Raw genomic sequence first — 22,979 nt, 5'->3', positions numbered from 1 at the left:
AATTTGTAAATGGAATAAAAAATGTCAGTAAAAAATCTATTAGTAACCGGTGGCGCAGGGTTTATAGGTGCCAATTTTGTACATTATTGGTTAGCGCAAAACCCGCAAGACAAAGTAATCGTGCTAGACGCACTTACTTACGCGGGTAATAAAGCCAACCTAGACCTAGTAGCAAACAACCCAAACATGACCTTTGTGCACGGCGATATTTGCGACACAGCATTAATAGAGCAGCTAATAGAGACACACCACTTAAATACCATAGTGCACTTTGCTGCCGAGTCACATGTTGACCGCTCAATAACAGGGCCAGATGCCTTTATAGAAACAAATATACTTGGCACTTACAGCTTATTAAAAGCAGCTAAAAAAAAGTGGATAGACGAGCCAAAAGCTAATGGTAACGAGCCTTTAGCTCATCGTTTTCATCATGTAAGTACCGACGAGGTTTACGGCACGCTTAGTGCGACAGACCCCGCTTTTACCGAAGACACCGCCTATGCGCCAAACTCACCCTATTCTGCATCAAAAGCGGCGAGCGATCATTTAGTACGTGCGTATCATCATACTTATGGGCTTGAGGTAACTACTTCAAACTGCTCAAACAACTATGGGCCGTACCACTTTCCTGAAAAGTTAATTCCTTTAATCGTTACTAATATTTTAAACGATAAACCACTGCCAGTGTATGGCGATGGCCAGCAAATACGCGACTGGTTATACGTAGAAGATCACGCCCGTGGTATAGAGCTAGTACTTAAAAAAGGCCGTATTGGTGAAAACTACAACATTGGTGGCAATAACGAATGGGCCAACATAGATATAGTTAAATTGGTATGTAAAGTAATGGGCGAAAAATTTGCAAACAACCCCGAACTTGCAAAGCGTTTCCCTAATGCAAAATCGGCTATAGAAAATAATGTTGAGCAATTAATTACCTATGTTGAAGACCGTGCAGGGCACGACCGACGCTATGCAATTGATGCTACAAAAACAAATAATGAGCTTGGCTATATACCAGCAGAAAGCTTTGAAACCGGCTTTGCTAAAACACTAAACTGGTATTTAGATAACGAAACGTGGTGGGTTGAGTTAATGAATATGGACAATAAATAATTATGCTAAATTTATTTAAAAGCACTATGAAGCTTTCGCAAATTTTTTCTTCTAAAGAAAGTGTAGAAAGCCAGCAACAAAGCAATTTGTTAGATGAAGAAAATAGAATTGCTCGCATTGAAAAAATGAAAAAAGAGCAAGCAAGTATTCAAATTAAAAGAGTTACAGAAAGCTCATTAGTAGATAAAGATTGGTACCTTACCTTTTATAGTGATCTCACAGGCAGCGATGTTTGCCCTATTGAACATTATGTTTTATTCGGTTGGAAAGAAGGTCGTAACCCAAACGCGTACTTTGATACGAATTGGTTTATAAATGAATATCAGCTGGAAAGTAATGTGTGTCCGTTATTGCACTATATAGATAATTGGAAAGCAAAAGCGTTAATACCTTCGCCAAAGTTTGACTCAATTAACTATATTGAAAATCACAAAGACATTAAAGAGGCAGGTATAGAGCCTCTGAGTCATTATTTAGAATATGGCGTATATGAGGGGCGGCAATATAGATCTTTAATAGACTATATTGATGAGGCTTATACGGAGTATGAAAAAACTAACTTATTCTTACCTGATTGGTATGTAATGGTAAATGAGGATCTTAGAGATTCAGGTGTAAATGCGATTGAACACTTTGCTTTGTATGGGCAATTTGAGTTCAGAAACCCGAATCCGTATTTTGATTTGAAATGGTATACAAAAAAATATGCTGAGGAGATTGGGGATAATGAAAGTGCATTCTTGTTTTACGCAAATCAAGGTTGGAAATTAGGGCACTCTCCGTCACCAAAGTTTGATGCTGCTCGCTATAGTAAAGAATACCTGAAAGACATAACCCAAGAGCCGTTGTCGCATTTTCTAACTGAAGGTAAAAAGCGAGGTCTACGTGCCTTTGATGCGAATGCTCTAGAGGTTTCTAGCGGAGGGGCATTAAGGTTTGACCCTGAAGCTGTTTTAACTAAAGATGCGCCATTGCGGGCCTTAATAGATAACATACCTACAAAGTTAAGCCCTGCTAGTAACTATTACTCAAATGTTTTAAATATACATTGGGTTATGCCTGACTTTTCACCTGGGGCAGGCGGCCACATGACTATTTTTAGAACAATCAGGTATCTTGAAACGTTTGGCCATACAAACACAATTTGGATTTATAACCCAACTTTACACGAGTCAGAGGATGCCGCTTACCAAGATATAATCCAGCATTTTCAGTTAGTGAAAGCCGAAGTTAAATTTACCTCTGATCCCACATTTATAAGTGCAAGCGGAGATGCTGTATTTGCAACAGACTGGGGAAGTGTAAGTTTTGTAAATTCAATGGCCGCTTTTAAACGTCGATTCTACTTTGTACAAGATCATGAGCCAGAGTTTTATGCTCAGGGCTCGTATGCTATTTCAGCAAGGAACACCTATAAACACGATTTAGATTGTGTATGTGCAAGTCCTTGGTTGAAGCAATTAATGGAAAATAAATATGGTCGTTGGGCGCGAGAGTTTTGGCTTTCAGTCGATTTTAATACTTACAGCTTACCGGAAGTCGAAAGAGAAAATGGCGATGTTGTAAAAATCGCGTTTTACGCGCGTCACTTTACATCTAGAAGAGCAGTAGAACTTGGCTTTTTAGCATTAGAGGCTCTGGCTGAAAAGGGCTTAAATATTGAGGTTCATAGTTTTGGTGCGCCTTTACCATTTAATTCAGCGCCATTTAAATGTATAGATCACGGTATATGTGATACTGAACAATTAGCCAAACTTTACCAAACGTGTGATTTAGGGGTTGTTTTTTCTGCGACTAATTACTCTTTAATTCCACAAGAAATGATGGCGTGTGGAATTCCAGTAGCTGAACTAGATGTAGAAAGTACTCGGGCTATTTTCCCTGAGGGCGTAGTATCTTACTTATCTACAGAGCCTAGAGAAATGGCGGAACAGTTAGCTGAGTTGGTAGAAAATGATGAAAAAAGAAAACACCAAGCGCAAATAGCTTACGAGTGGGTAAGCCAGTTTACTTGGGAAGATGCTGCCAAAGCTATTGAGCAAGCTATATTTGAGCGCTTACCTGAACTAGGTTTTGAATATAAAGAAACTGAAAAAAACAAAGGTATTAAAGCCTCTGTTATTATACCTACCTGGAATGCAGGGGATGTTTTTAAAAAGGTAATTAAACGCCTACAAGAACAAAAAGCACCTTGGGAGTACGAAGTACTAGTTGTTGATAGCGGCTCAAAAGATGATACGGTCGAGTTTATAAAAAATAACCCAGATATAAACTTACATGTTATACCTAACTCTGAATTTCAACATGGTAGAACACGCAATTTAGCTATCAGCATGACCAAAGGTGAGTATGTAGCAGTACTTACTCAGGATGCTTTACCAGTGGATGAGTACTGGCTTTATAATATGGTTACGGCTTTAGAGCACTACCCTGATGCGGCTGGTGTATTTGGTAAACACTTTGCTTGGCCAGGTGCAGATCCGTATACCAAAAGGGATTTAGTGAGCCATTTTGAAAATTTCGAGAACTTCCCTTATTGCGTATCTCAAAGTACAGACAGTACTAAATGGAAAAATAAAGATTTAGGCTGGCGGCAGTTTTTACACTTTTATAGTGATAATAATTCAATGATGCGTAAAAGCGTGTGGGAAACTCTGCCTTACCCTGAGGTTCCTTTTGGTGAGGATCAAGCTTGGGCATGGGAAATAATAAAAGCAGGCTACCAAAAGGTTTATTGTAAGCAAGGCGCAGTTTTTCACTCCCACGATTTTGATGAAGGCAACGTAGAAAAGCGTGCTTTTGAAGAAGCTGAGTTTTTCCGTGATGTATTCGGTTATACAATGATTACCTCAGATAAAGTTGACGATGAGATCGTTCGTCTAAATGCTTACGACAAAGAATGGGGTGAGCAACATAATCTAGCAGAAAGTATGATTGAAAGGCGCTTATCTTCAAATGTAGCTCGTTTAAAAGGCTTTAATAAGGCAAATCTGTAATGAAAAAAACTTTATATATACATATAGGCACCGGTAAAACTGGTACCACTGCACTCCAAGATTTTTTCTTGCTAAATAGTGATAAATTGGAAGAAAGTGGTGTGAAGTATGCTAAAAGCGGGTTAGTAAAAAATAATCATCATTTATTATGTCGAAATTATTTGCGTAAAGATGAGGCTATCCAGTCAGATATAGTGGCTAATTTAGAAGCCTTAAATCAAGAAATTAATGGTAGCGAGTTAAATACATTTCTTATAAGTAGTGAGTACTTCCCTGGTCTACAACCAGACGAGATATCTGAGCTAGCCACAATAATTGAAGCTAGGATTGTGCCAATAGTATACTTGCGGAGACAAGATGAATTTTTAGAATCTTGGTATGCTCAAATTGTTAAAGCATACAAGGTTAATTCGAATATTTACTCTTTAAAGAATAGGCTTATAAATGAAAAAATATTTGATTATAAATATTTGACAGGCTGCTGGGAGAAGGTTAATGCCCAAAATGAAATTATAGTAAGGCCTTATGAAAAAGACTCTTTTTATAATAACAATATCTTTGATGATTTTATTAATGCACTTGGTTTGAATATTGATGATAAATTTGATTTTCCTAAAAAAGATCCTAATCCAAGCTTGAAGCCTAATCAAATTGTTTTAGGTTTAGAAATGTATGATTATTGCAGTGAAGAACAGAAAAATATTATATTTACTTATTTTGAGGGAGTTGAAGATAATTCTAAGTTCTTTTTAAGTACAGAGGAACGCAATGAGATAATTGATGAGCATAACAAAATAAATAACTATGTAGCACAACGTTATTTAAATAAAGAACGTTTATTCAAAAACAACTCTGCTAAAGTCGATGGGGGAGGGGAATCTATTTTCTCTACTAGTTTTATTGAGGACTTTATTATATCGATTTATATATACTACCCAGAAAAAATGAAAAAAATAGAATCTGCACTAATAACATTCTTGAAGCATAAATCTGTGTTTTTTAAAAATGAGAATAATAAAGAATTAGAAAGAAAGCTTTTAAGGCTAGCTTTAATTGTTAGGCCAAGAGCTCCTCATGTCGTAAAAATGCTTAAAGAAAGTTTTGAAAGGAAAGCGCAATGAAAGTTGGTTATTTAATATTTAATTCTTCAGGTGAACAAGATTACTGTGGGACTGCTGATAGTTCGTTTTTAAACTATGAGGAGATAAAAAAGCTCACAAGTAATAATACTGGTAACTTGATGTTCAAATATGCTGCTAGGCGTTTATTTAAAAATGATGTTTTTTATATAAAGTATAGTGACGATCCAGATTTAATTCGTGATAAATTTGATGTTTTAGTGTTACCTGAAGCTAATTTAATAAATCCAAGTGTCAATTACGCTAAGCAGGCTAGTTTTGTCGCAAAACTGGATAAGCCTACTCTTTTACTAGGGGTGGGGGCTCAGGCTAAAGATATAGTTGGTGCTGAAGAGTTTCCTCCAATCCCTGAAGGAACTATTAGCTTTCTAAAAGAAGTATCGAAGAGAACACCAAATATATTTTGTCGGGGGGAATTCACAAAATCAATTATTAAATCTATGGGGATCGATAACGTACTAGCAATTGGTTGTCCAACCTTTATGATAAACCCAACTAATACATTATGGGAGAATATATTATCAAAGCCTCAAGGTAATATTTTGAAAAAACTTTCAGTTACTGAGGGAGTATATCCTGTAGTTAAAAGGACTGATAGTTTAAATAATACAGAAAGGTTTTTATTCGACCAAGTTTTGTACAATGATGCTCATTATGTTGCTCAGTGTCAAATATCAGTTCTAAAGATCGGCTTTGGGCTAGAAGAGGAAGTTGAACGCAATAACCTTAATAATTTAAGAAGGTATTTAGCTCCTCATTCAGACCTTGACAAATTTAGTAATAAATTACTGCTCAATTCTAGAAGCTTTAGTAGGGTGGATAATTGGTTAAACTATGCCAGAAGTAGGACGGGGTTTTGTGGTACTCGTATTCACGGTAATATGGTAGCTATACAATCGGCAGTACCAAGTTTACCTGTAGCACATGATTCAAGGACTAAAGAGCTTTGTCAAATTATGAGGCTACCATTTATAACACCAGAAAATTTTGATGACATAAGAAGTAAAAGTGATTTAATAGCTGCCTATGATGTTGTTTATGATTCAAACGCAAATGACTTAGATGCTTTTCGATCTGAAGTAGCAAAAATTTACATTGAACATATCGAAATGCTTGGGTTGAATCCGTCAAATAATTTACTGAATGTTGTGAAGTAATCAGGGGTGATTGTTTAATATTGCTTTGCTTTTATCAATTAAAAAGTATCAATATATAAAATATAATAATTCCATGGTTTTATTATTTCGAGGCGTAAAAAAACTAGGCTTAATAATATGACTTTCTAAATTTAAAGGCTTTATGGAGATTCGAAATATAATGGCTAATGGGATTAGTAAAAATTTATTGGGTTCTACACTTGTTTTTTTTAGTAGTGAAATTCAAAATAATAAACCTGAAAATATTGCTTTTTTCTTTTTGGCCCGTGAAGGTTATTGGCTTGAACAAGCTTTTAAACGTTTTTGTAAAGGCAGGAGTATAAAAGCACAAAGTGAGTATTTATTAGCCTCCCGCGCTTTTTTATTTAAGCTTTTACTTGATGATGAACGTAGCTTTGCGTATTCGCTTAAAAGTGGCTTTAAAGGCACTTTTAGCGAATTATTACAAAGCCGTTTTATTTTAAACCACGATGAAATAACCCGTACTTTTTCGCCAGCACTTTTAGCTAAAATTATTGACTTAGAAACCGATAAGCAAAGTGTAATTGATATATTTAATGCCCACAAAGCTGAACTAAAAACATTACTTGCACCGACTAAAAAAGCTTACTTAGCGTATTTGGAGCAGCTTGGTGTTACTAAGCAACAAACCCTACATATAGTTGATTTAGGTTACTCAGGTACTATTCAAAGTTTGCTAGGTATACTCCTTAATAAAAATACGTATGGGCATTATTTGATAGCGTCTAACCCTGGGGTTCATTTCATTGAGGGTTGTACAGCTACAATGAAAGGCTATTTGAAAGAAGGGGTAAAAATAGGCGAAGGTTACTTACCGCTCGATCGCTCTATGTTTTTAGAGTCACTGTTAACTGCGCCTAATGGCCAGTTTAGAGATATACGCTTTAACACCTTTAATAAGAGTAGTAATAATTTAAAGCAATTTGATTTTTATTACGGGCGTAAGGTGGCATCCCAAAAGTATTTTTATATTTTAGAGCAAGTAATGGCAGGAGCCCTTGATTATGTTGAGCACGCAGCAAAGCACAATATTACGTTTACAAAAAGCGAGCTCGAAATGCTATTAAATAGCTATTTAAGCAAACCCCACATGATACCGCACTCCCTAGCACATATTTTTGATATTGATGACGATGTAACCGGCAACGGTACGGTTAACGCATTACAGTTTTTTGGTTTAAATAAGTGACAATAAAAAAATATATAAAGCGCACATTTCCTAGGGTATTTAGCTTTTTTAAAAACACCCCGATTTTATTTAGAGCTACTAAAGCATTAGAGCACCGTCTAATTAAGCTTAGGTATTTTGCTTTTCGTTCAAAGAAAACGGCTTACTCTTCTAAAAAAGCGAGCAAGCTACTTAGAAAAGCTAAGTTGTTGAAGCTGTTTGATGCAAAATATTACTCAGCACAACAGAGCCGAACATTTAGCTGTGAGCAAGAAGCATTTGAAGATTATTTACACAAAGGTATTTTTAGCTGCGTAAACCCAAGCGCTAATTTTGATACCGAACTTTACTACAAATGTAACACCGATATTTATTTAAGCGGTGAACACGCATTAGTGCATTATTTGGCGCACGGTAAAGATGAAGGACGTTTAGCTTTGCTAGCCAAAGCTAAGTGGCACCCAAAAGCGATAGCAAGTAGTGCCAACGGTGAGCCAACATCACTTAAATTAGCGATGTGTTTTCATGTGTTTTATGGCGAATTTATTGATTATTACTGTGATGCGTTAGCTAAGTTTTCGCAATCGGTTGATGTATTCGTAAGTGTTGCTAGTGACGAGCTTGCTAAAAAAGCAATACACGATTTTAAAGCGTGTTCAAAGGTAAACAAGGTTGTAGTAAAGGTAGTGCCTAATCATGGTCGGAACTTTGGCCCTATGCTTGTTGAGTTTGCACGTGACTTGCAGAGCTATGATTTATTTTGCCATATGCACTCTAAAAAATCGCTTTATTCGGGGCGCGCACAAACCCAATGGGCTGATTACCTTGGTGAATACCTTTTAAACGACCAGCACGTTATTAAGCAAGTACTTAATCATTTTAACGATAATCCCAAAAGCGGTATGTATTATCCCACTTCGTTTTGGATGATGCCAGATTGGGTAAACCATTGGCTTAAAAATAAACCCGCGGCACAAAGGTTTGCTAAAGAGTGGGATATAGAATTAACTGATGACTTTTTAGCTTACCCTGCTGGTGGTATGTTTTGGGCAAGGCCGGAGGCGCTAAAGCAGCTTTTAAATAAAGAATATAATTACGATGAGTTCCCCGGTGAGCCTTTACCTAACGATGGCTCTGAGCTACATGCACTTGAGCGTATGCTAGGGCTACTTGTTGAAAAAAATGGCTACAAGCAGTTTTTTTACTACCCTAAAACAGGCCAATTTACACACGATACAAGCTATATTTTAGCGCAATATGTTAATACAGCCGAAGGGCTTAAAAATCAGCTTAATAATTTTGAGCATATAAGTTTTGACGTGTTTGATACTTTAGTAAGGCGTGAATACTATGTGCCCGATTATGCTAAATTACTTTTAGGTAAATCATTAGTGCAAAAAGGGCTGGTAAGTAATGCCCATGAATTTGTTAAAATGCGTAACACCGCTGAGTTTGAGGTACGTAAAGCTAAAAACTTTGTTGGTGATGTAACTATTTTTGAAACCTACGACTATTTAGCTAAGCAACTGGGGTGGAGCAACGAGCAAGCTCATAACTATGCAGAGCAAGAGTTTGCTTACGACCTACAAATGATTTTACCAAAAGATGAAATGGTCGATATTTTTAACGAGCTTATTTTAGCCGGTAAACAAGTAACGGTTGCATCAGATACCTATTACACAAAAGATCAGGTTACGCTTATGCTGGCTAAAGTGGGCATTAGTGTGGGGTTTGACTTACTTGTATCAAGCGATTTAGGTAAACGCAAAGACAGTGGCACGCTATGGCAACATATAAAAGAGAACTTACCCGAAGGGCAAAGTTTTATACATGTTGGCGATAACGCCGTGGCTGATGCACAAATACCCGGTGATTTTGGGTTACAGAATTTGCATATTTTAAACCCGCTTGATAAATGGCAGGCCGGTGGCTTTGTTAACCCATTTGTAGGTGAACAAGGTTTAAATGAGGCACAAATATTAAAATGGGGCCCGCTGATAAGCGACTTTGGCCGATTTGGATTTTTAGGTGAGTAGTATTAATGTTTGAAACTTTATATTTGCATATTGGCTGGTCTAAAACGGGTACGTCTGCAATTCAATACCAGCTTGATTTACAGCAAAGCGAACTAAAAGCGCAAGGGGTTTTATATTCTAAAACACTGCAAATGAACGACCAAGCGCATCATCATTTTGCGTTAGCATTTGCGCCAATACACGGTTACCCTGCTAAATACAAAATACCAGAAGTGCTTGATATGCTTGAACAGGAAATGCTAAGTGAAGGTTGCCATTCTGCACTGGTTTCGAGCGAACTTTCGCCTTTTTATTTTAATAACCCGCGTTTTCAGGAATGGGTTAAAAAGTTTAAAAAAGTGGTGGTGATTGGCACTGTAAGGCGCCAGTCTGATTTACTACTCTCACTATTTAACCAGCTAGTAAAAGATCCTAACGTTAGGTTTAAAGGGCGCTTTTTTCAAATGGCGTTAAATAATTTTCCTAAGTTAAATTACTTTCAGCAACTTAACAGGTGGGTGCCTAAAGTAGGTAAGGAGAATATTTTAGTTGTGCCTTATAGCGATACTGTTGTTGATGACTTTTTAGCGCTATTTAATTTAAGCCTTAAAAGTACACATGATAACGTTGTTGTTAATCCCTCACTGCCAACAAGCGCATTAATGCTAATGCAAGAACGAACTGTACAGGTAAACGACGTACCTCAGTATACTCATATACGCGATAACCTTATAAGTGAAATAGGCAATAAAGCGGTTGATGATAAACCAAAGCGAGTGTTTTTAACTGCAGGTGAGCTTAGGGCAATTGATAATAACTTTAATGGGCCAAACAAGCGTGTTGCAAGGGAATTTTTATCTCAAGATGAATTGTTTACTGATAAAGTATACAAAGATATTCCTGCTTACTAGGGCTTTTAAATTAATATGCACCATAAAGTTAAGCTAGTTGCGGTAGCAAAAGATGAGTCTGCATATTTAGCTGATTGGATTCAGCATCACTTGTTTTTTGGCTTTGCTGAAATACATGTTTATATAAACCGAACAAGTGATGACTCTGCTAAGGTTTTAAATAGCATTAGTCAATTACATGAAAATGTTACTTTTAGCCATGCTGATTGGATTGATCAGCTCCCACCGCCATCAAAAAAAAACCTGCAGCATATATGTTATATGCAAGCACTTAGCTCTATTGAGCCTGATATAACGCATTTACTATTTTTAGATGTTGACGAGTATTGGGTGTCGCAGCGTTACACTTGTATAAATGACTTTTTAATTAGCTGCGATAAAGGCCAAGATTTAATTGTATTTGAATGGCTTAACGAAGGAGCTGTAACTACACCATTTTTAGCATTGCCACAAAGATTAACGGGTAAGGTACATGCTTTAGGTAAAAGTATTATTAACGTTTCTGCGATTAAAAATATAAAACAAATACGTTTACATGTGCCGATAATGAATGAGTTAAGTAAGGTTACGTTAGTAGATGGGGAGGCGTTTAAGTGCCAGCTAAATCTACCTCAGCATGTAGCGGTTAATATTAATTCATTTAAGCATACGTTTATTTTTCATAGAATGTTTAGATCTGAGGTGGAGTACTTAGCTGCGTTGTATCGTGGTAACCCTGAGGGGGATTTTCCTATTAAATTAAACCGAAATGGGTATGGCTACATTAATAATGAAAATCTTCAAAGCTATAGTTTTGAACAGCAACTTTACGCAGAATATATTGAAAATAAAAAGCAGTTTTTAAAAGAATGTAATATTGATAAATATATTTTGGACGCACAGAATACAGTTGAAAAAAAAGCAGAGCAATTAAAGTTAATGCTGCCTAATTTACTTGCTAAAAAACCACAGGCTGTGGCCAAAGTGCTAGGTAACTTAAAAGACGAAAAAATAAATAAAATTTTAAGTGTTCATTACAAACAAAGTCAGGTCAGTAAAGCTATTCACGCTGCTAAACCTTGGGGCTTGAAAAACCGCATTTTAAAGTGCATTAAGTTTTAAAATTGCGGTGTACATTAGGCTTAGTTATTTAAGATTTGGCTAGAGTTGGCTGCTGCGGTAATGAATTTATAGGTTTAAGTTAAGTCATAGACTTAAAATATAAAAGCTTCGTATATTGCGCTACTCTTGCAACTATGTGTTTGGAGGTCTTTATAAACACGGTTAATTTAATTATACATATTGGCCCGCCAAAAACAGGTACATCGGCTATACAAAAGTGGTTAAAAGATAATACTGATTTTTTAAGAGCGCATGGAATTTTTTACCCGCAGCACAAAGAAGATAGCAACGGTATTAGTTCTGGCAATTTTTTATCTGTATTTGACCCTCTTAAAGGTGATTACAAGTTAAACCTAAAGCGTATAGAAGAGCTTAAAAATAAAACGGCTGCAAATAACTGTCATACATTATTATTGAGCTCGGAGTTTTTTTTCCATCGATTATTGCCTTTAGTAAATAATCTGCCCAATGTGCGCTGTATTGCTTATGTAAGAAACCCTGCAGAATTGCATGAATCTCATTATAACCAGTCCGTTAAAAGACATGGTAATGTGGCCACCATAAGACGAGCAGATTCGTTACCTATGAACGCTTTAAAAGTACTAGGTGATTATGCTAGTAAACTTGGTGATAGGCTTATTTTACGCGCTTATCATGAAGATTTATTTTTAAATAATAGTATTGTTAATGATTTTTTAACGGCTATAAATTTGCCGGCAGAAGAAGTGGCTAATATAAGCTGTACTAAACGTATTAATACTAGCTATACGCTTGAGGCTTTAGAGGTTAAACGTTGGTTTAATAGATATGAGTTAGGGAGTAATTCAAACCTTTTAGACCGTATTTTGCAGTCATATAGTAATGGCGTTACGCGTTTTACTTTTGTTGGTAAGCACCAGTTTAATGATTATAAGCGACAATCTTTAAAGTGGTTAAGGCAGTTAAATGAACAAGCTCCTTTTGCAAATGGCGATAAATTAATAAAAGCTGTACATGATCAAGCACATCAAAATTTTTATAAACAAGAAATAAGTATGCAGCAATGCGACTCTGTACTTAGGTATATTGCTAAAGAGAATATTGCTTTGCTAACTAATTTGGCGCTTTGCGTTTATGCTCAGCCCAACGTTGAAGATAAACCTCCTTTTACGGATGTTTTATTTCAGCTTGTGCCCCCAAGAGCTGCAGTGCCAAACTTATTGCAATACACTAAGCGTGCGTTTGTAAATAGCTATAGTTACAAAATAGAGAGCTTTGATGATTTAAATTACACGCAGGGCAACCGTAAATTTAGAGTTAGTGTTAATAGGCTTCTTAGAAAGCGATTTAGCTTAGTTGCTTATTTAAAGGTACGCTTGTTACTACTTAGCTTAAAGGCGTGAAGTAATTGAAATTTTTTAGAAAAATATCAGTAAAAATAGTCAAAGCGCTTTTAAGTATATTGCCTCAGAGCCTTGTGGATAAAGTAAAGCAAAACCCTAGGCTGGTTGCTGCGTATAGTCGTAATTTGCATAAAAGTGGTTTGCTATATCAACTACAAACGCTTGATGAGCTTAAGCGCTCTTACGCTGATTATATTAACGAGCATAACGGCTACCTTGCTGAGCAAATTACACACTTTGGCGAGACGTGCAAAACTGATTGTTCGTTAATTGTGTGCGTTACTGATTACAACGCTAATAGTTTGCTGGCTACGCTTAAAAGTATTAAAGAGCAACATACTGCTTTTTCAAATTTAGTTATTTATTGCTCGGCAAACAATATAGTTAAAATAAATGAATTTTTATCGTTACACAGTGCTTTAAGTTTTAAGGTAGTTACTAGCTTAAATACAGAATGCTTACCCCCTAAGGTAGTTAATAGCCCGTGCTTTTTTGTATTCGCTGGTGATGTATTGCATCCGTATTTGGGGTTTGTGTTAGCTACTGAGTTATCAAGCTCATCTAAGCTTGCCTATGTTGATACCGATTTTTTAAACGAAAAAAGCCAACAAAGAGAGTTTGCCGACTTTAAACCTGGTTGGAACCCCGATTTGCAGCTAACAAATGGCTATATTAGCTCAGGCATTTGGGTTAAAAACGTAGGTGACTTTAGCGCTGCAAAGCTCCCTCTCAACACATTTATGTTAAGTGTATTTATGTGTACGCGTTATATTAGTAACCCTAAGGTAAGAGTTGAGCATATATCTCAAGTATTACTTTCTCGCCCATCTAACTTACCCAAGTTTAGTAATGCTAAAAAGCAATTAAGCGCTTTATATGCCCCGTTTGCTAGTGTTATGGAGTCGGCTTTACCTAGTGTTTACTTACGTTGGCATTTAAATACACAGCCATTGGTTTCAATTATTATTCCTACCCGAAATGGTTTGGCGTTGGTAAAAGGCTGTATTGAATCTATTTTAAATAAAACAACTTACAGTAACTATGAAATATTACTCATTGATAATGGCTCTGATGACCCTGAATGCCTTAAATACTTTAATCAATTAAGCAAGCATTCAAAAATAAAGGTGCTTAATTACGCGGGCGAATTTAATTATTCAGCTATAAATAATTTTGCAGCTAAAAATGCCACCGGCGAAGTGCTGGCACTTGTAAATAACGATATTGAGGTCATTGAACCTAACTGGCTTACAAATATGGTTAGCCATGTTATGCGAGACGATATAGGTTGCGTAGGAGCTAAGCTTTTATATTCTGATAATCGTATTCAGCATGCAGGTGTGGTTATGGGTTATGGTGGCGGTGCAGGGCATGGCCATAAGTATTTTCCTAGTGATCACTTTGGTTATATGAATCGCCTGATTGCTACACAAAATTACAGTGCGGTTACGGCAGCTTGTTTGCTTATTAAAGCCAAAGATTTTTGGGCTGTTGGTGGCCTTAACGCAAAAAAGCTGGCTATTGCGTTTAATGACGTAGATTTATGTTTAAAAGTAAGAGAGCTGGGTAAGCGTAATTTATATTGCGCAGAGGCGGTATTGTATCATCATGAGTCGGTTTCACGCGGGCATGAGGATACCCCCGAAAAAGTTAAGCGCTTTAACGCTGAACTTGCTTATTTGCAAACTACATGGGCGGATGTAATAGCGGCCGACCCTGCGTATAACCCTAACTTAACGCTAAAAAGAGAAAATTTTGCAATTAAGTCTTTTAGGTAGTTAATAAAAGTGTAAACCAACGCTATTATTGAATATACGTTTTTTGAATCAATTATTAAATTACGCTACACTGTATTTACTATGTAGATAACTGTTTTTTGGTTGTTTTATCTTTTTATAGAGAGAGTATGATCCCAATATCGGCAACTAATAATCAGTTTATATTGCAATCTACTTACCCTATTGCAAGTAGTGTAAGCATAGTATGTGGTATGTCTGTCTATATTAACGACCGACTAGAATGGGTAAAGCAAGCGGTTGAAAGCGTTTTAAATCAGACCTTACCAGCAGATTTATTTATGATTGTACTTGATGGTGAAGTAGCTGACGATATAGCTATTTATTTAACCCAAGTAGAAAAAGAAAACTCCAACTTAGCGCTTGTACATGGCACAACAAACAAGGGTTTAAGTGCGTGTATGAACTACATTATTGACTCGACCCTACCATTAAATCCTCGGTACTTTTTTAGAATGGATGCCGACGACATTTGTGTGCCTCACCGTTTTGAAAAACAAGCGACGTTACTTGATAAGCATGATGATGTTGACGTGCTTGGCTCTGCCCTTTGGGAGGTAGATGAGCAAGGTAATAGGGCGGGAATTCGCAGGTTACCCCTTACTCATTCTAAATTGCTGTATGCGTTTTCGCGACGTTGTCCTATTAATCATCCTACGGTGGCAATTAGGTATAGTGTATTTGCACGTGGCCATAGGTATTTGCCTAACATGCGTAACACACAAGATTATTTTTTATGGATTGCACTGGCTGAAGATGGCTGTAAGTTTGCTAACGTAAAAGAGCCATTACTTCACTTTAGGCGCATTAACGGTTTTTATAAGCGCCGGGGTAGGGGGAAATCGGTAAATGAATTTAAAGCGAGACTTTTAGCTATGGATTCGCTTAAGCAAAAGTCTTTACAAAATTATTGTTATGCGTTGTTTGTATTAATTTTACGAATGATGCCTTCATGGATTATAAAAGTTGCATATAAAGCCGACCGTTTTATATTAGGCTTAAATAAACACAATTAATTATGATTGGTGCAGTTTTAGTTGTTTATAAGCCCGATTTAGCGTTAACAGAACGCCTACTCACTCGTTTATACGGGCAAACCGAAGAAGTGGTTATTGTTGACAATAGCCCAACCCCGCATGATTTTACTAAGGTAATTAAGCATTACCATTATATTCACCTTGCTGATAACTCTGGCATAGCGCATGCGCATAATGCAGGCTTACTGTATTTATTAAAAGCAGGGTGCGAGTATGCGATTTTACTCGACCAAGACAGCTTAATCCCCAGCGATATGGTGTTTAATTTAAGTAGTTTGCTTAAAGCATCTAACAAAATTAAACAAAACGTTGTAGCCATTGGCCCACGTATTAGGTGTAGTTTTTCAGATAAAAAAGTTAACCCTAAAATACAAAAAGAGGTATTTGAGTACGACGACCTAGTGGGAGTTACACAAATTATAGCCTCCGGCATGATGATAGATTTAAGTGCACTTGACCAAATAGGTTTAAAAGACGAGTCGTTGTTTATTGATGGAGTAGACCATGAGTGGTGCTGGCGGGCTCGCAGTATGGGGTTTGATATAGCCAAAGCTAAAAATGTAGAAATGGTGCATAGGCTTGGCGACTCACGTAGTAAATTTATTGGCGTTACTTATAAAGTAGGCGCACCAATTAGGCTTTATTATCAATTTAGAAATATTTTACTTTTAAGCCGCAGGCCATATGTTCCAACCTATTGGAAAGTTAGGTGTTTGTTTTTCATGCCTATAAGGCTTTTTTTAAATTCTGTTATGCAAAAAAACAGGCTTAAGCGCTTAGGGTTTATGCTTCAAGGCATTGTTGATGGCGTGCTTGGCCGCAAAGGCCCGTATAAGTCACATTGGAAGTGAGTGAAAGATTATAGGTTTAGATAGCAAGTGAATTTGTATTTGTAGACGCGCAGCTTGCTGGCGCGTTGGTATAAAAGTGTAGATGTTTTAATTTTTTGCGCGAGCAAGCTTCACGCCTACGGGTGATAGCGATGGGCCGCGGGCAACGGGCGGCGTGGTGTTAAGTTTTTTGTAGGCGCCTTGCTTGCTGGCGCGTTGGTATAAAAGTATAGATGTTTTAATTTTTTGCGTGAGCAAGCTTCACGCCTACGGGTGATAGAGATGGGCCGCGGGCAACTGGCAATGGGCAACACTGTGTTAAATTACTTGTAGGCGCCTTGCTTGCTGGCGCGTTGTATAAAAGTGTTGATGTTTTAATTTTTTGCGCGAGCAAGCTTCACGCATACGGTTGATAGAGATGGGCAACGGGCAATGGGCAACACGGTGTTAAATTACTTGTAGGCGCCTTGCTTGCTGGCGCGTTGGTATAAAAGTATAGATGTTTTAATTTTTTGCGCGAGCAAACTTCACGCCTACGGGTGATAGCGATGGGCCGCGGGCAACTGGCAATGGGCAACGGGCGGCACGGTGTTAAATTACTTGTAGGCGCCTTGTTTGCTGGCGCGTTGGTATAAAAGTGTTGATGTTTTAATTTCTTGCGTGAGCAAGCTTCACGCCTACGGGTGATAGCGATGGGCCGCGGGCGGCGTGGTGTTAAGTTTTTTGTAGGCGCCTTGCTTGCTGGCGCGTTGTATAAAAGTGTTGATGTTTTAATTTTTTGCGTGTGCAAGCTTCACGCCTACGGGTGATAGCGATGGGCCGCGGGCAACGGGCGGCACGGTGTTAAATTACTTGTAGGCGCCTTGCTTGCTGGCGCGTTGTATAAAAGTGTTGATGTTTTAATTTTTTGCGCGAGCAAGCTTCACGCCTACGGGTGATAGCGATGGGCCGCGGGCGGCGTGGTGTTAAGTTTTTTGTAGGCGCCTTGCTTGCTGGCGCGTTGTATAAAAGTGTTGATGTTTTAATTTCTTGCGTGAGCAAGCTTCACGCCTACGGGTGATAGAGGTGGGCAATGGGCAACGCGGTGGTAAAATTTTTTGTACACGGCAAATTTGTTGGCGTAACACACGCAAGTAGCGTTAGCATTACCCTTGTGAGTTACGTGAAATGTATACACATTGCATGCGTTGATAATTAAACTTAGACTATAAGCGCATCGCAGTTTTAAAATGGTCAATAAAAGAATCGGTAGCATTGGCTAGAATGGATTTTGACAAATTAGGATATAAACAAACATTATGAATGAAGAAAAGTTAACTCATTTAAAGGCGCTTGAAGCCGAATCTATTCATATTATGCGTGAGGTTGCTGCTGAGTTTGATAACCCAGTAATGCTTTACTCTGTAGGTAAAGATTCGTCGGTTTTATTGCACTTAGCACGCAAAGCATTTTACCCGGGTAAAATTCCTTTTCCGCTTATGCATGTTGATACTAACTGGAAATTTAAAGAAATGATCCAGTTTAGAGACAAAATGGCCGAAAAGTATGACTTTGATCTAATTGTTCATAAAAACCCGGAAGGTATAGCAATGGGCATGAGCCCATTTGTACACGGCAGTGCTAAGCATACAGATGTTATGAAAACTCAAGGCCTTAAGCAGGCGCTTGATATGAATAACTTTGATGCTGCATTTGGTGGTGCTCGCCGCGATGAAGAAAAATCGCGTGCTAAAGAACGTGTTTATTCTTTCCGTGATAAAAATCACCGCTGGGATCCTAAAAATCAACGTCCAGAGCTGTGGAATGTTTATAACAGTAAAGTAGATAAAGGTGAGAGCATTCGTGTGTTCCCGCTTAGTAACTGGACCGAGCTAGACATTTGGCAGTACATTTACCTTGAAGGTATTGAAATTCCATCATTATACTTTGCTAAAGAGCGCCCTGTAGTTGAGCGCGATGGCACGCTTATTATGGTTGATGATGAGCGTATGGAGCTTGAAGAGGGCGAACAAGTACAAAATAAAATGGTTCGTTTTAGAACGCTTGGTTGCTACCCGCTAACGGGTGCTGTTGAGTCTGTAGCACAAACCCTTCCTGAAATAATTCAAGAGATGCTGCTTTGTACTACTTCTGAGCGTCAAGGGCGAGTAATTGATAATGACTCTGCGGGTTCTATGGAAAAGAAAAAGATGGAAGGTTACTTCTAAAACAAAGCTATAAGTTTAAAGCCGTAAGTTGTAAGTAAAACAAGTGCTATATAGATTTTAAATCTTAGATCTGATGACTTTATTAAAAGGATTATTATGAACTTTGAAAAGCTAGAAGTATGGAAACGTTCAGCAAGGTTATCCGCACAAATTTATAAAATAACAGCAGACTTACGTGATTATGGCTTTAGAGATCAACTCACACGTGCAGGACTATCTGTACCGAGCAATATAGCAGAAGGGATGACAAGAGACAGTAATAAAGAAAAGCGCCGCTTTTTAGATATTGCACGTTCATCTCTTTCAGAAGCCCGAACCCAGATTTATATCGGCATAGAAATTGGTTATATAAATAACGATACTGGCCGTGAATGGGTTATAGAATCCAAAGAGTTACACGCTATGAACAATAGCCTAAAAAACTCAATAGCAACAGAATAATGCTTATAGCTTATAGCTTATAGCTTATAGCTTACAGCTTACAGCTTATAAAGGACTTAAAATGACCGAACAAACACAACCAAACTTACTTGCTACAGATATTGAAGCTTATTTAAAAGTACACGAAAACAAAGACATGCTACGTATTTTAACATGTGGTAGCGTGGATGATGGTAAATCTACATTAATTGGCCGCTTGCTTTATGATAGCAAAATGATTTTTGAAGATCAGATGGCTGCCATTGAAAAGGATTCAAAACGCTTTAATACCACTGATAACGATTTTGACTTATCTCTTTTAGTGGATGGCCTGCAATCTGAGCGCGAGCAAGGTATTACGATTGATGTTGCGTACCGTTATTTTGCAACAGATCAGCGTAAATTTATTATTGCCGACACGCCTGGGCATGAGCAGTACACGCGTAATATGGCAACGGGTGCTTCTACGTGTGATTTAGCTATTATTTTAATTGATGCGCGCCACGGTGTGCAGGTGCAAACACGTCGCCATAGCTATATTTGCTCTTTATTAGGTATTAAAAACGTAGTTGTCGCTATTAATAAAATGGATGCGGTAGGTTACGAGCAGTCGGTTTATCAAAACATTAAAAAAGATTACCGCGAGTTTGCGCAGGATCTTTCGTTTGATGATGTACGTTTTGTGCCAATTTCGGCGCTACGTGGCGATAATGTGGTAAACGAAAGCGAAGCTATGAGCTGGTACCCTGGTTCAACGTTAATGAAGCTACTTAATACTGTGCAAGTTAAACACGCAAAAAATGATGAGTTTAGATTGCAAGTTCAATATGTTAATCGCCCTAACTTAGACTTTAGAGGCTTTAGCGGTACTGTGGCTGCGGGTGATATTAGAGTTGGCGATACGGTTGCTTCACTACCTTCAGGTAAAGAGAGTAAGGTTAAATCAATTGTTACTTTTGATGGCGACCTTGAAAAAGCATCTGCAGGTATGGCTATTACACTAACGCTTGAAGATGAAATAGATGTAAGCCGTGGTGATATGCTGGTACGTCCGCATCAAAAGCCACACTCAGCTGATAACTTTGAAGCAGACGTAGTATGGATGACCGAAGAAGCCTTACATGTAGACCGTGAGTACGAAATTAAAGTAGGGAGTAAATCGGTGTATGGATACGCTGAGGTTATTAACTATAAGGTTGATGTAAACACGCTAGAGCAACAAGAGGCATCACAATTAAATCTAAACGAAATTGGTAATTGCCAATTTGCATTAACAGCACCTGTTCAATTTGATGCGTATGATGTAAATAAACATACTGGTGCGTTTATTGTGATTGACCGATTAACTAACGTTACGGTTGGTGCGGGTATGATACGTAAGCCATTAGATGGAAAAGGCAACAAGCTTAAAAGCGAGCACTCTGCGTTTGAAGTTGAGTTTAATGCGTTAGTTCGTAAGCACTTTCCGCATTGGGATGCAAAAGTAATCCGTTAGATTACTCAAGATATAGCGGGCTTTTATAAGCCCGCATTTTATTAACTAACCTGAACTCTGTTTAAGAGACTTACAAACATATTGAATTATAGTGATATTTAAATTTATTATCTCTAGCCAGAGATTTTCAATGAAAACAAGGCGAATTTACGCGTCAATAGCTGGCCTATTGCAAGTAAGTTTAACGCAGTTAGCACTGAAAATAGCTGCTAGAGATAGGTTTATTATCCAGGGTTCAGGTTAACTAAGGATGGCTACTTAAATCATGCCATTAGATGCATATCTAACGCTTTGTATTTTTGCTCTAACAATTTTAGGTTTAATTGTTTTACAAACGCGACCTGTTGCTGTTTTTGGTGCAACACTTATTGCTTTAATCGCTTGCGATTTAGTGAGTAAAGAGCAGTTTTTAACGAGCATTGCTAACCCAGGACTAGTGACGTTAATTTTATTAGTGTTGTGCTCGTTAGCGCTTGAAAAAACGCGTTTATTAAGAGTTATAGCGTCTAAAACAATTGTAGATAGTTATCATTCTACATGGCTTAGGTTGTTTGGTGTAACGACCTTTTTTTCGTCTATTTTAAATAATACCGCGGTTGTAGCTACACTGCTTTCGCCTATTCGTAATAACCCCCATCATTTTGCCAGTAAGTTATTATTACCTTTGTCGTATGCCTCTATTTTAGGTGGAACGCTTACGCTAATAGGTACATCTACTAATTTGATCGTTAACTCAATGTATATTGAGGCGTCGGGTAAGTCGTTATCGTTTTTCTCATTTACAGCTGTGGGTGCTATTTTGGTACTTTGCTGCGGCTTGACGATGTTTTTTTGTACCCGAATGTTACCGAGTATAGAACAAAATAAAGTGACATCTGAAGGCTACTTTATAGACGCGAAGGTATCTGCAGATTCTGAGCTTGTAGGGCGCTCTGTTGAGGTTAATGGGCTTAGGCATTTAGAGTCTTTATTTTTAGTTGAAATAGTCCGGGAGGGGAGGCTAATTAGCCCTGTTTCTCCGTCAGAGGTAATACATCCAGCTGATAGGTTAATATTTTGCGGAGACATAACTAAATTATTGCAGCTTGGGCAGTTTTCAGGATTAGAAATTTTTGCTGAAAAAAATGGCACTTTAAATAGCAACCTTACAGAAGTAGTTGTTAGGCAGGAAAGTATAATAGTAGGGCGTACGCTTAAAACTACGGGGTTTAGGGCATTGTTTGATGCTGCTGTAGTGGCAATAAGGCGTGACGGCGAGCAGGTTTCGGGTAAGTTAGGTGATGTGGTTATTCGCTCTGGTGACTTTTTAGTATTAGCCGTGGGTGATGACTATAAATCTAGAACAAATATAAATAAAAACTTTTTAACCTTATCCGGTGTAGAGCCTGAAAGTAGAATTAATGGCTGGCGAGCATGGTTTTCTATAGGTGGCTTTATAACCACAATAGCGTTGGCGGCTGTTGGCGTGTTAGATTTGTTAGAGGGTCTGGTGTTATTGCTCGGGGGCCTTTTATTTACTCGTAGCTTAACCACCAATGAGCTGGTAAGGCGATTCCCCATTGATATATGGCTGGTGGTTTCGTCAGCTATTTTACTTTCGAACGCGCTGGTTAACTCTGGCGTGGTTGAATCGCTAGGTGGGTTTATAGGTCAATTTGATGACCCTAAGTATGTGTACACTGCATTTGTATTAGTTTACGTAGTAACTTGGTTAATGACCGAGTTTGTGACGAATAACGCTGCTGCGGCGTTGATGTTTCCTATAGGCTATACCGTGGCTTTAGGGTTTGGTGTAGATGTATTGCCTTTTGTAATGGCGGTAGCCTTTGCGGCAAGCGGAAGTTTTATTAGCCCTTATGGGTATCAAACTAACTTGATGGTATTTAATGCTGGTAATTACAGGTTAAACGATTTTGTGAAGATAGGCTTACCTATTAGTATGGTATATGCACTTGTTGTATTGGTGTTTGTACCTGTGTTTTTTCCGTTTAGTGTTAGCTGAAAAACATTAAGTTAAGAGCTTAGCGCCTGCGTTATAGGTTAGGGTTTTGTAGACGCGCAGCTTGCTGGCGCGTTGATATAAAAGTGTCGATGTTTCGATTTCTTGCGTGAGCAAGCTTCACGCCTACGGCGAAAATTGGCGTGATGGTTAAATTTACTTGTAGGCGCCTTGCTTGCTGGCGCGTTG

General features: G+C 37.9%; 16 protein-coding genes. All 16 read left to right on the top strand.

Features of this window, described 5'->3' with window-relative positions:
* Nucleotides 1-21 precede the first annotated feature (21 nt).
* The 16 genes from rfbB to NQT65_RS18475 all read left to right on the top strand — a co-directional run bounded on the left by rfbB (nt 22) and on the right by NQT65_RS18475 (nt 22,793).
* On the top strand, nt 22-1,116 hold the full coding sequence (gene rfbB, locus NQT65_RS18550) for a dTDP-glucose 4,6-dehydratase (RefSeq protein WP_256851748.1): 1,095 nt from the start codon (nt 22-24) through the stop codon (nt 1,114-1,116).
* A 26-nt stretch (nt 1,117-1,142) separates the two neighbouring features.
* Nucleotides 1,143-4,112: a rhamnosyltransferase WsaF family glycosyltransferase gene (locus NQT65_RS18545; RefSeq protein WP_256851747.1), complete on the top strand. Its 2,970-nt coding sequence runs from the start codon at nt 1,143-1,145 to the stop codon at nt 4,110-4,112.
* Complete coding sequence (locus NQT65_RS18540; protein ID WP_256851746.1) at nt 4,112-5,233, top strand: hypothetical protein; 1,122 nt, start codon at nt 4,112-4,114, stop codon at nt 5,231-5,233. The genes NQT65_RS18545 and NQT65_RS18540 overlap by 1 nt, the downstream gene beginning before the upstream one ends.
* Nucleotides 5,230-6,408 (top strand): polysaccharide pyruvyl transferase family protein, encoded by a 1,179-nt coding sequence (locus NQT65_RS18535; protein WP_256851745.1) that lies wholly within the window; start codon nt 5,230-5,232, stop codon nt 6,406-6,408. The genes NQT65_RS18540 and NQT65_RS18535 overlap by 4 nt, the downstream gene beginning before the upstream one ends.
* A 160-nt stretch (nt 6,409-6,568) precedes the next feature.
* Nucleotides 6,569-7,618 (top strand): HAD family hydrolase, encoded by a 1,050-nt coding sequence (locus tag NQT65_RS18530; protein WP_256851744.1) that lies wholly within the window; start codon nt 6,569-6,571, stop codon nt 7,616-7,618.
* Entirely contained in the window at nt 7,615-9,633 is a 2,019-nt protein-coding gene (locus NQT65_RS18525; RefSeq protein WP_256851743.1) for a rhamnan synthesis F family protein, read from the top strand. Before NQT65_RS18530 ends, NQT65_RS18525 begins: the two co-directional genes overlap by 4 nt.
* A gap of 5 nt (nt 9,634-9,638) precedes the next feature.
* Nucleotides 9,639-10,523, top strand: coding sequence for a hypothetical protein (locus NQT65_RS18520; RefSeq protein ID WP_256851742.1), 885 nt, complete (start codon nt 9,639-9,641; stop codon nt 10,521-10,523).
* A 15-nt stretch (nt 10,524-10,538) separates the two neighbouring features.
* A complete protein-coding gene (locus tag NQT65_RS18515; RefSeq protein WP_256851741.1) occupies nt 10,539-11,624 on the top strand; it encodes a glycosyltransferase family 92 protein in 1,086 nt (361 codons plus the stop codon).
* A gap of 134 nt (nt 11,625-11,758) precedes the next feature.
* Nucleotides 11,759-13,006 carry a hypothetical protein gene (locus NQT65_RS18510; protein WP_256851740.1) on the top strand — a complete coding sequence of 416 codons (1,248 nt, stop codon included), beginning with the start codon at nt 11,759-11,761 and terminating at the stop codon, nt 13,004-13,006.
* A 5-nt stretch (nt 13,007-13,011) separates the two neighbouring features.
* Entirely contained in the window at nt 13,012-14,784 is a 1,773-nt protein-coding gene (locus tag NQT65_RS18505; RefSeq protein WP_276537905.1) for a glycosyltransferase family 2 protein, read from the top strand.
* A 128-nt stretch (nt 14,785-14,912) separates the two neighbouring features.
* Nucleotides 14,913-15,818 (top strand): glycosyltransferase, encoded by a 906-nt coding sequence (locus tag NQT65_RS18500; RefSeq protein ID WP_064386131.1) that lies wholly within the window; start codon nt 14,913-14,915, stop codon nt 15,816-15,818.
* 2 nt (nt 15,819-15,820) lie between these two features.
* Nucleotides 15,821-16,690 carry a glycosyltransferase family 2 protein gene (locus NQT65_RS18495; RefSeq protein WP_064386129.1) on the top strand — a complete coding sequence of 290 codons (870 nt, stop codon included), beginning with the start codon at nt 15,821-15,823 and terminating at the stop codon, nt 16,688-16,690.
* 1,277 nt (nt 16,691-17,967) lie between these two features.
* Nucleotides 17,968-18,876 carry a sulfate adenylyltransferase subunit CysD gene (cysD, locus tag NQT65_RS18490; protein WP_256851738.1) on the top strand — a complete coding sequence of 303 codons (909 nt, stop codon included), beginning with the start codon at nt 17,968-17,970 and terminating at the stop codon, nt 18,874-18,876.
* 96 nt (nt 18,877-18,972) lie between these two features.
* The gene (locus NQT65_RS18485) at nt 18,973-19,317 is read left to right on the top strand and encodes a four helix bundle protein (RefSeq protein ID WP_256851737.1); all 345 of its coding nucleotides are present in this window, start codon (nt 18,973-18,975) and stop codon (nt 19,315-19,317) included.
* Nucleotides 19,318-19,378: 61 nt separating this feature from the next.
* Nucleotides 19,379-20,791: a sulfate adenylyltransferase subunit CysN gene (cysN, locus tag NQT65_RS18480; RefSeq protein WP_256851736.1), complete on the top strand. Its 1,413-nt coding sequence runs from the start codon at nt 19,379-19,381 to the stop codon at nt 20,789-20,791.
* A gap of 265 nt (nt 20,792-21,056) precedes the next feature.
* Nucleotides 21,057-22,793: an SLC13 family permease gene (locus NQT65_RS18475; protein ID WP_256851735.1), complete on the top strand. Its 1,737-nt coding sequence runs from the start codon at nt 21,057-21,059 to the stop codon at nt 22,791-22,793.
* The last annotated feature ends 186 nt before the right edge of the window (nt 22,794-22,979 follow it).

The organism is Pseudoalteromonas agarivorans (genome assembly GCF_024518735.1).
Taxonomy (GTDB): Bacteria; Pseudomonadota; Gammaproteobacteria; order Enterobacterales; family Alteromonadaceae; genus Pseudoalteromonas; species Pseudoalteromonas atlantica.
This window is presented reverse-complemented; position numbering and strand designations above follow the sequence as displayed.

Bases quoted from the DNA above. Each gene is read 5' to 3' on its own strand.
- rfbB (WP_256851748.1), top strand. From the start codon at position 22: ATGTCAGTAAAAAATCTATTAGTAACCGGTGGCGCAGGGTTTATAGGT.
- NQT65_RS18545 (WP_256851747.1), top strand. From the start codon at position 1,143: ATGAAGCTTTCGCAAATTTTTTCTTCTAAAGAAAGTGTAGAAAGCCAG.
- NQT65_RS18540 (WP_256851746.1), top strand. From the start codon at position 4,112: ATGAAAAAAACTTTATATATACATATAGGCACCGGTAAAACTGGTACC.
- NQT65_RS18535 (WP_256851745.1), top strand. From the start codon at position 5,230: ATGAAAGTTGGTTATTTAATATTTAATTCTTCAGGTGAACAAGATTAC.
- NQT65_RS18530 (WP_256851744.1), top strand. From the start codon at position 6,569: ATGGCTAATGGGATTAGTAAAAATTTATTGGGTTCTACACTTGTTTTT.
- NQT65_RS18520 (WP_256851742.1), top strand. From the start codon at position 9,639: ATGTTTGAAACTTTATATTTGCATATTGGCTGGTCTAAAACGGGTACG.
- NQT65_RS18515 (WP_256851741.1), top strand. From the start codon at position 10,539: ATGCACCATAAAGTTAAGCTAGTTGCGGTAGCAAAAGATGAGTCTGCA.
- NQT65_RS18510 (WP_256851740.1), top strand. From the start codon at position 11,759: ATGTGTTTGGAGGTCTTTATAAACACGGTTAATTTAATTATACATATT.
- NQT65_RS18500 (WP_064386131.1), top strand. From the start codon at position 14,913: ATGATCCCAATATCGGCAACTAATAATCAGTTTATATTGCAATCTACT.
- NQT65_RS18495 (WP_064386129.1), top strand. From the start codon at position 15,821: ATGATTGGTGCAGTTTTAGTTGTTTATAAGCCCGATTTAGCGTTAACA.
- cysD (WP_256851738.1), top strand. From the start codon at position 17,968: ATGAATGAAGAAAAGTTAACTCATTTAAAGGCGCTTGAAGCCGAATCT.
- NQT65_RS18485 (WP_256851737.1), top strand. From the start codon at position 18,973: ATGAACTTTGAAAAGCTAGAAGTATGGAAACGTTCAGCAAGGTTATCC.
- cysN (WP_256851736.1), top strand. From the start codon at position 19,379: ATGACCGAACAAACACAACCAAACTTACTTGCTACAGATATTGAAGCT.
- NQT65_RS18475 (WP_256851735.1), top strand. From the start codon at position 21,057: ATGCCATTAGATGCATATCTAACGCTTTGTATTTTTGCTCTAACAATT.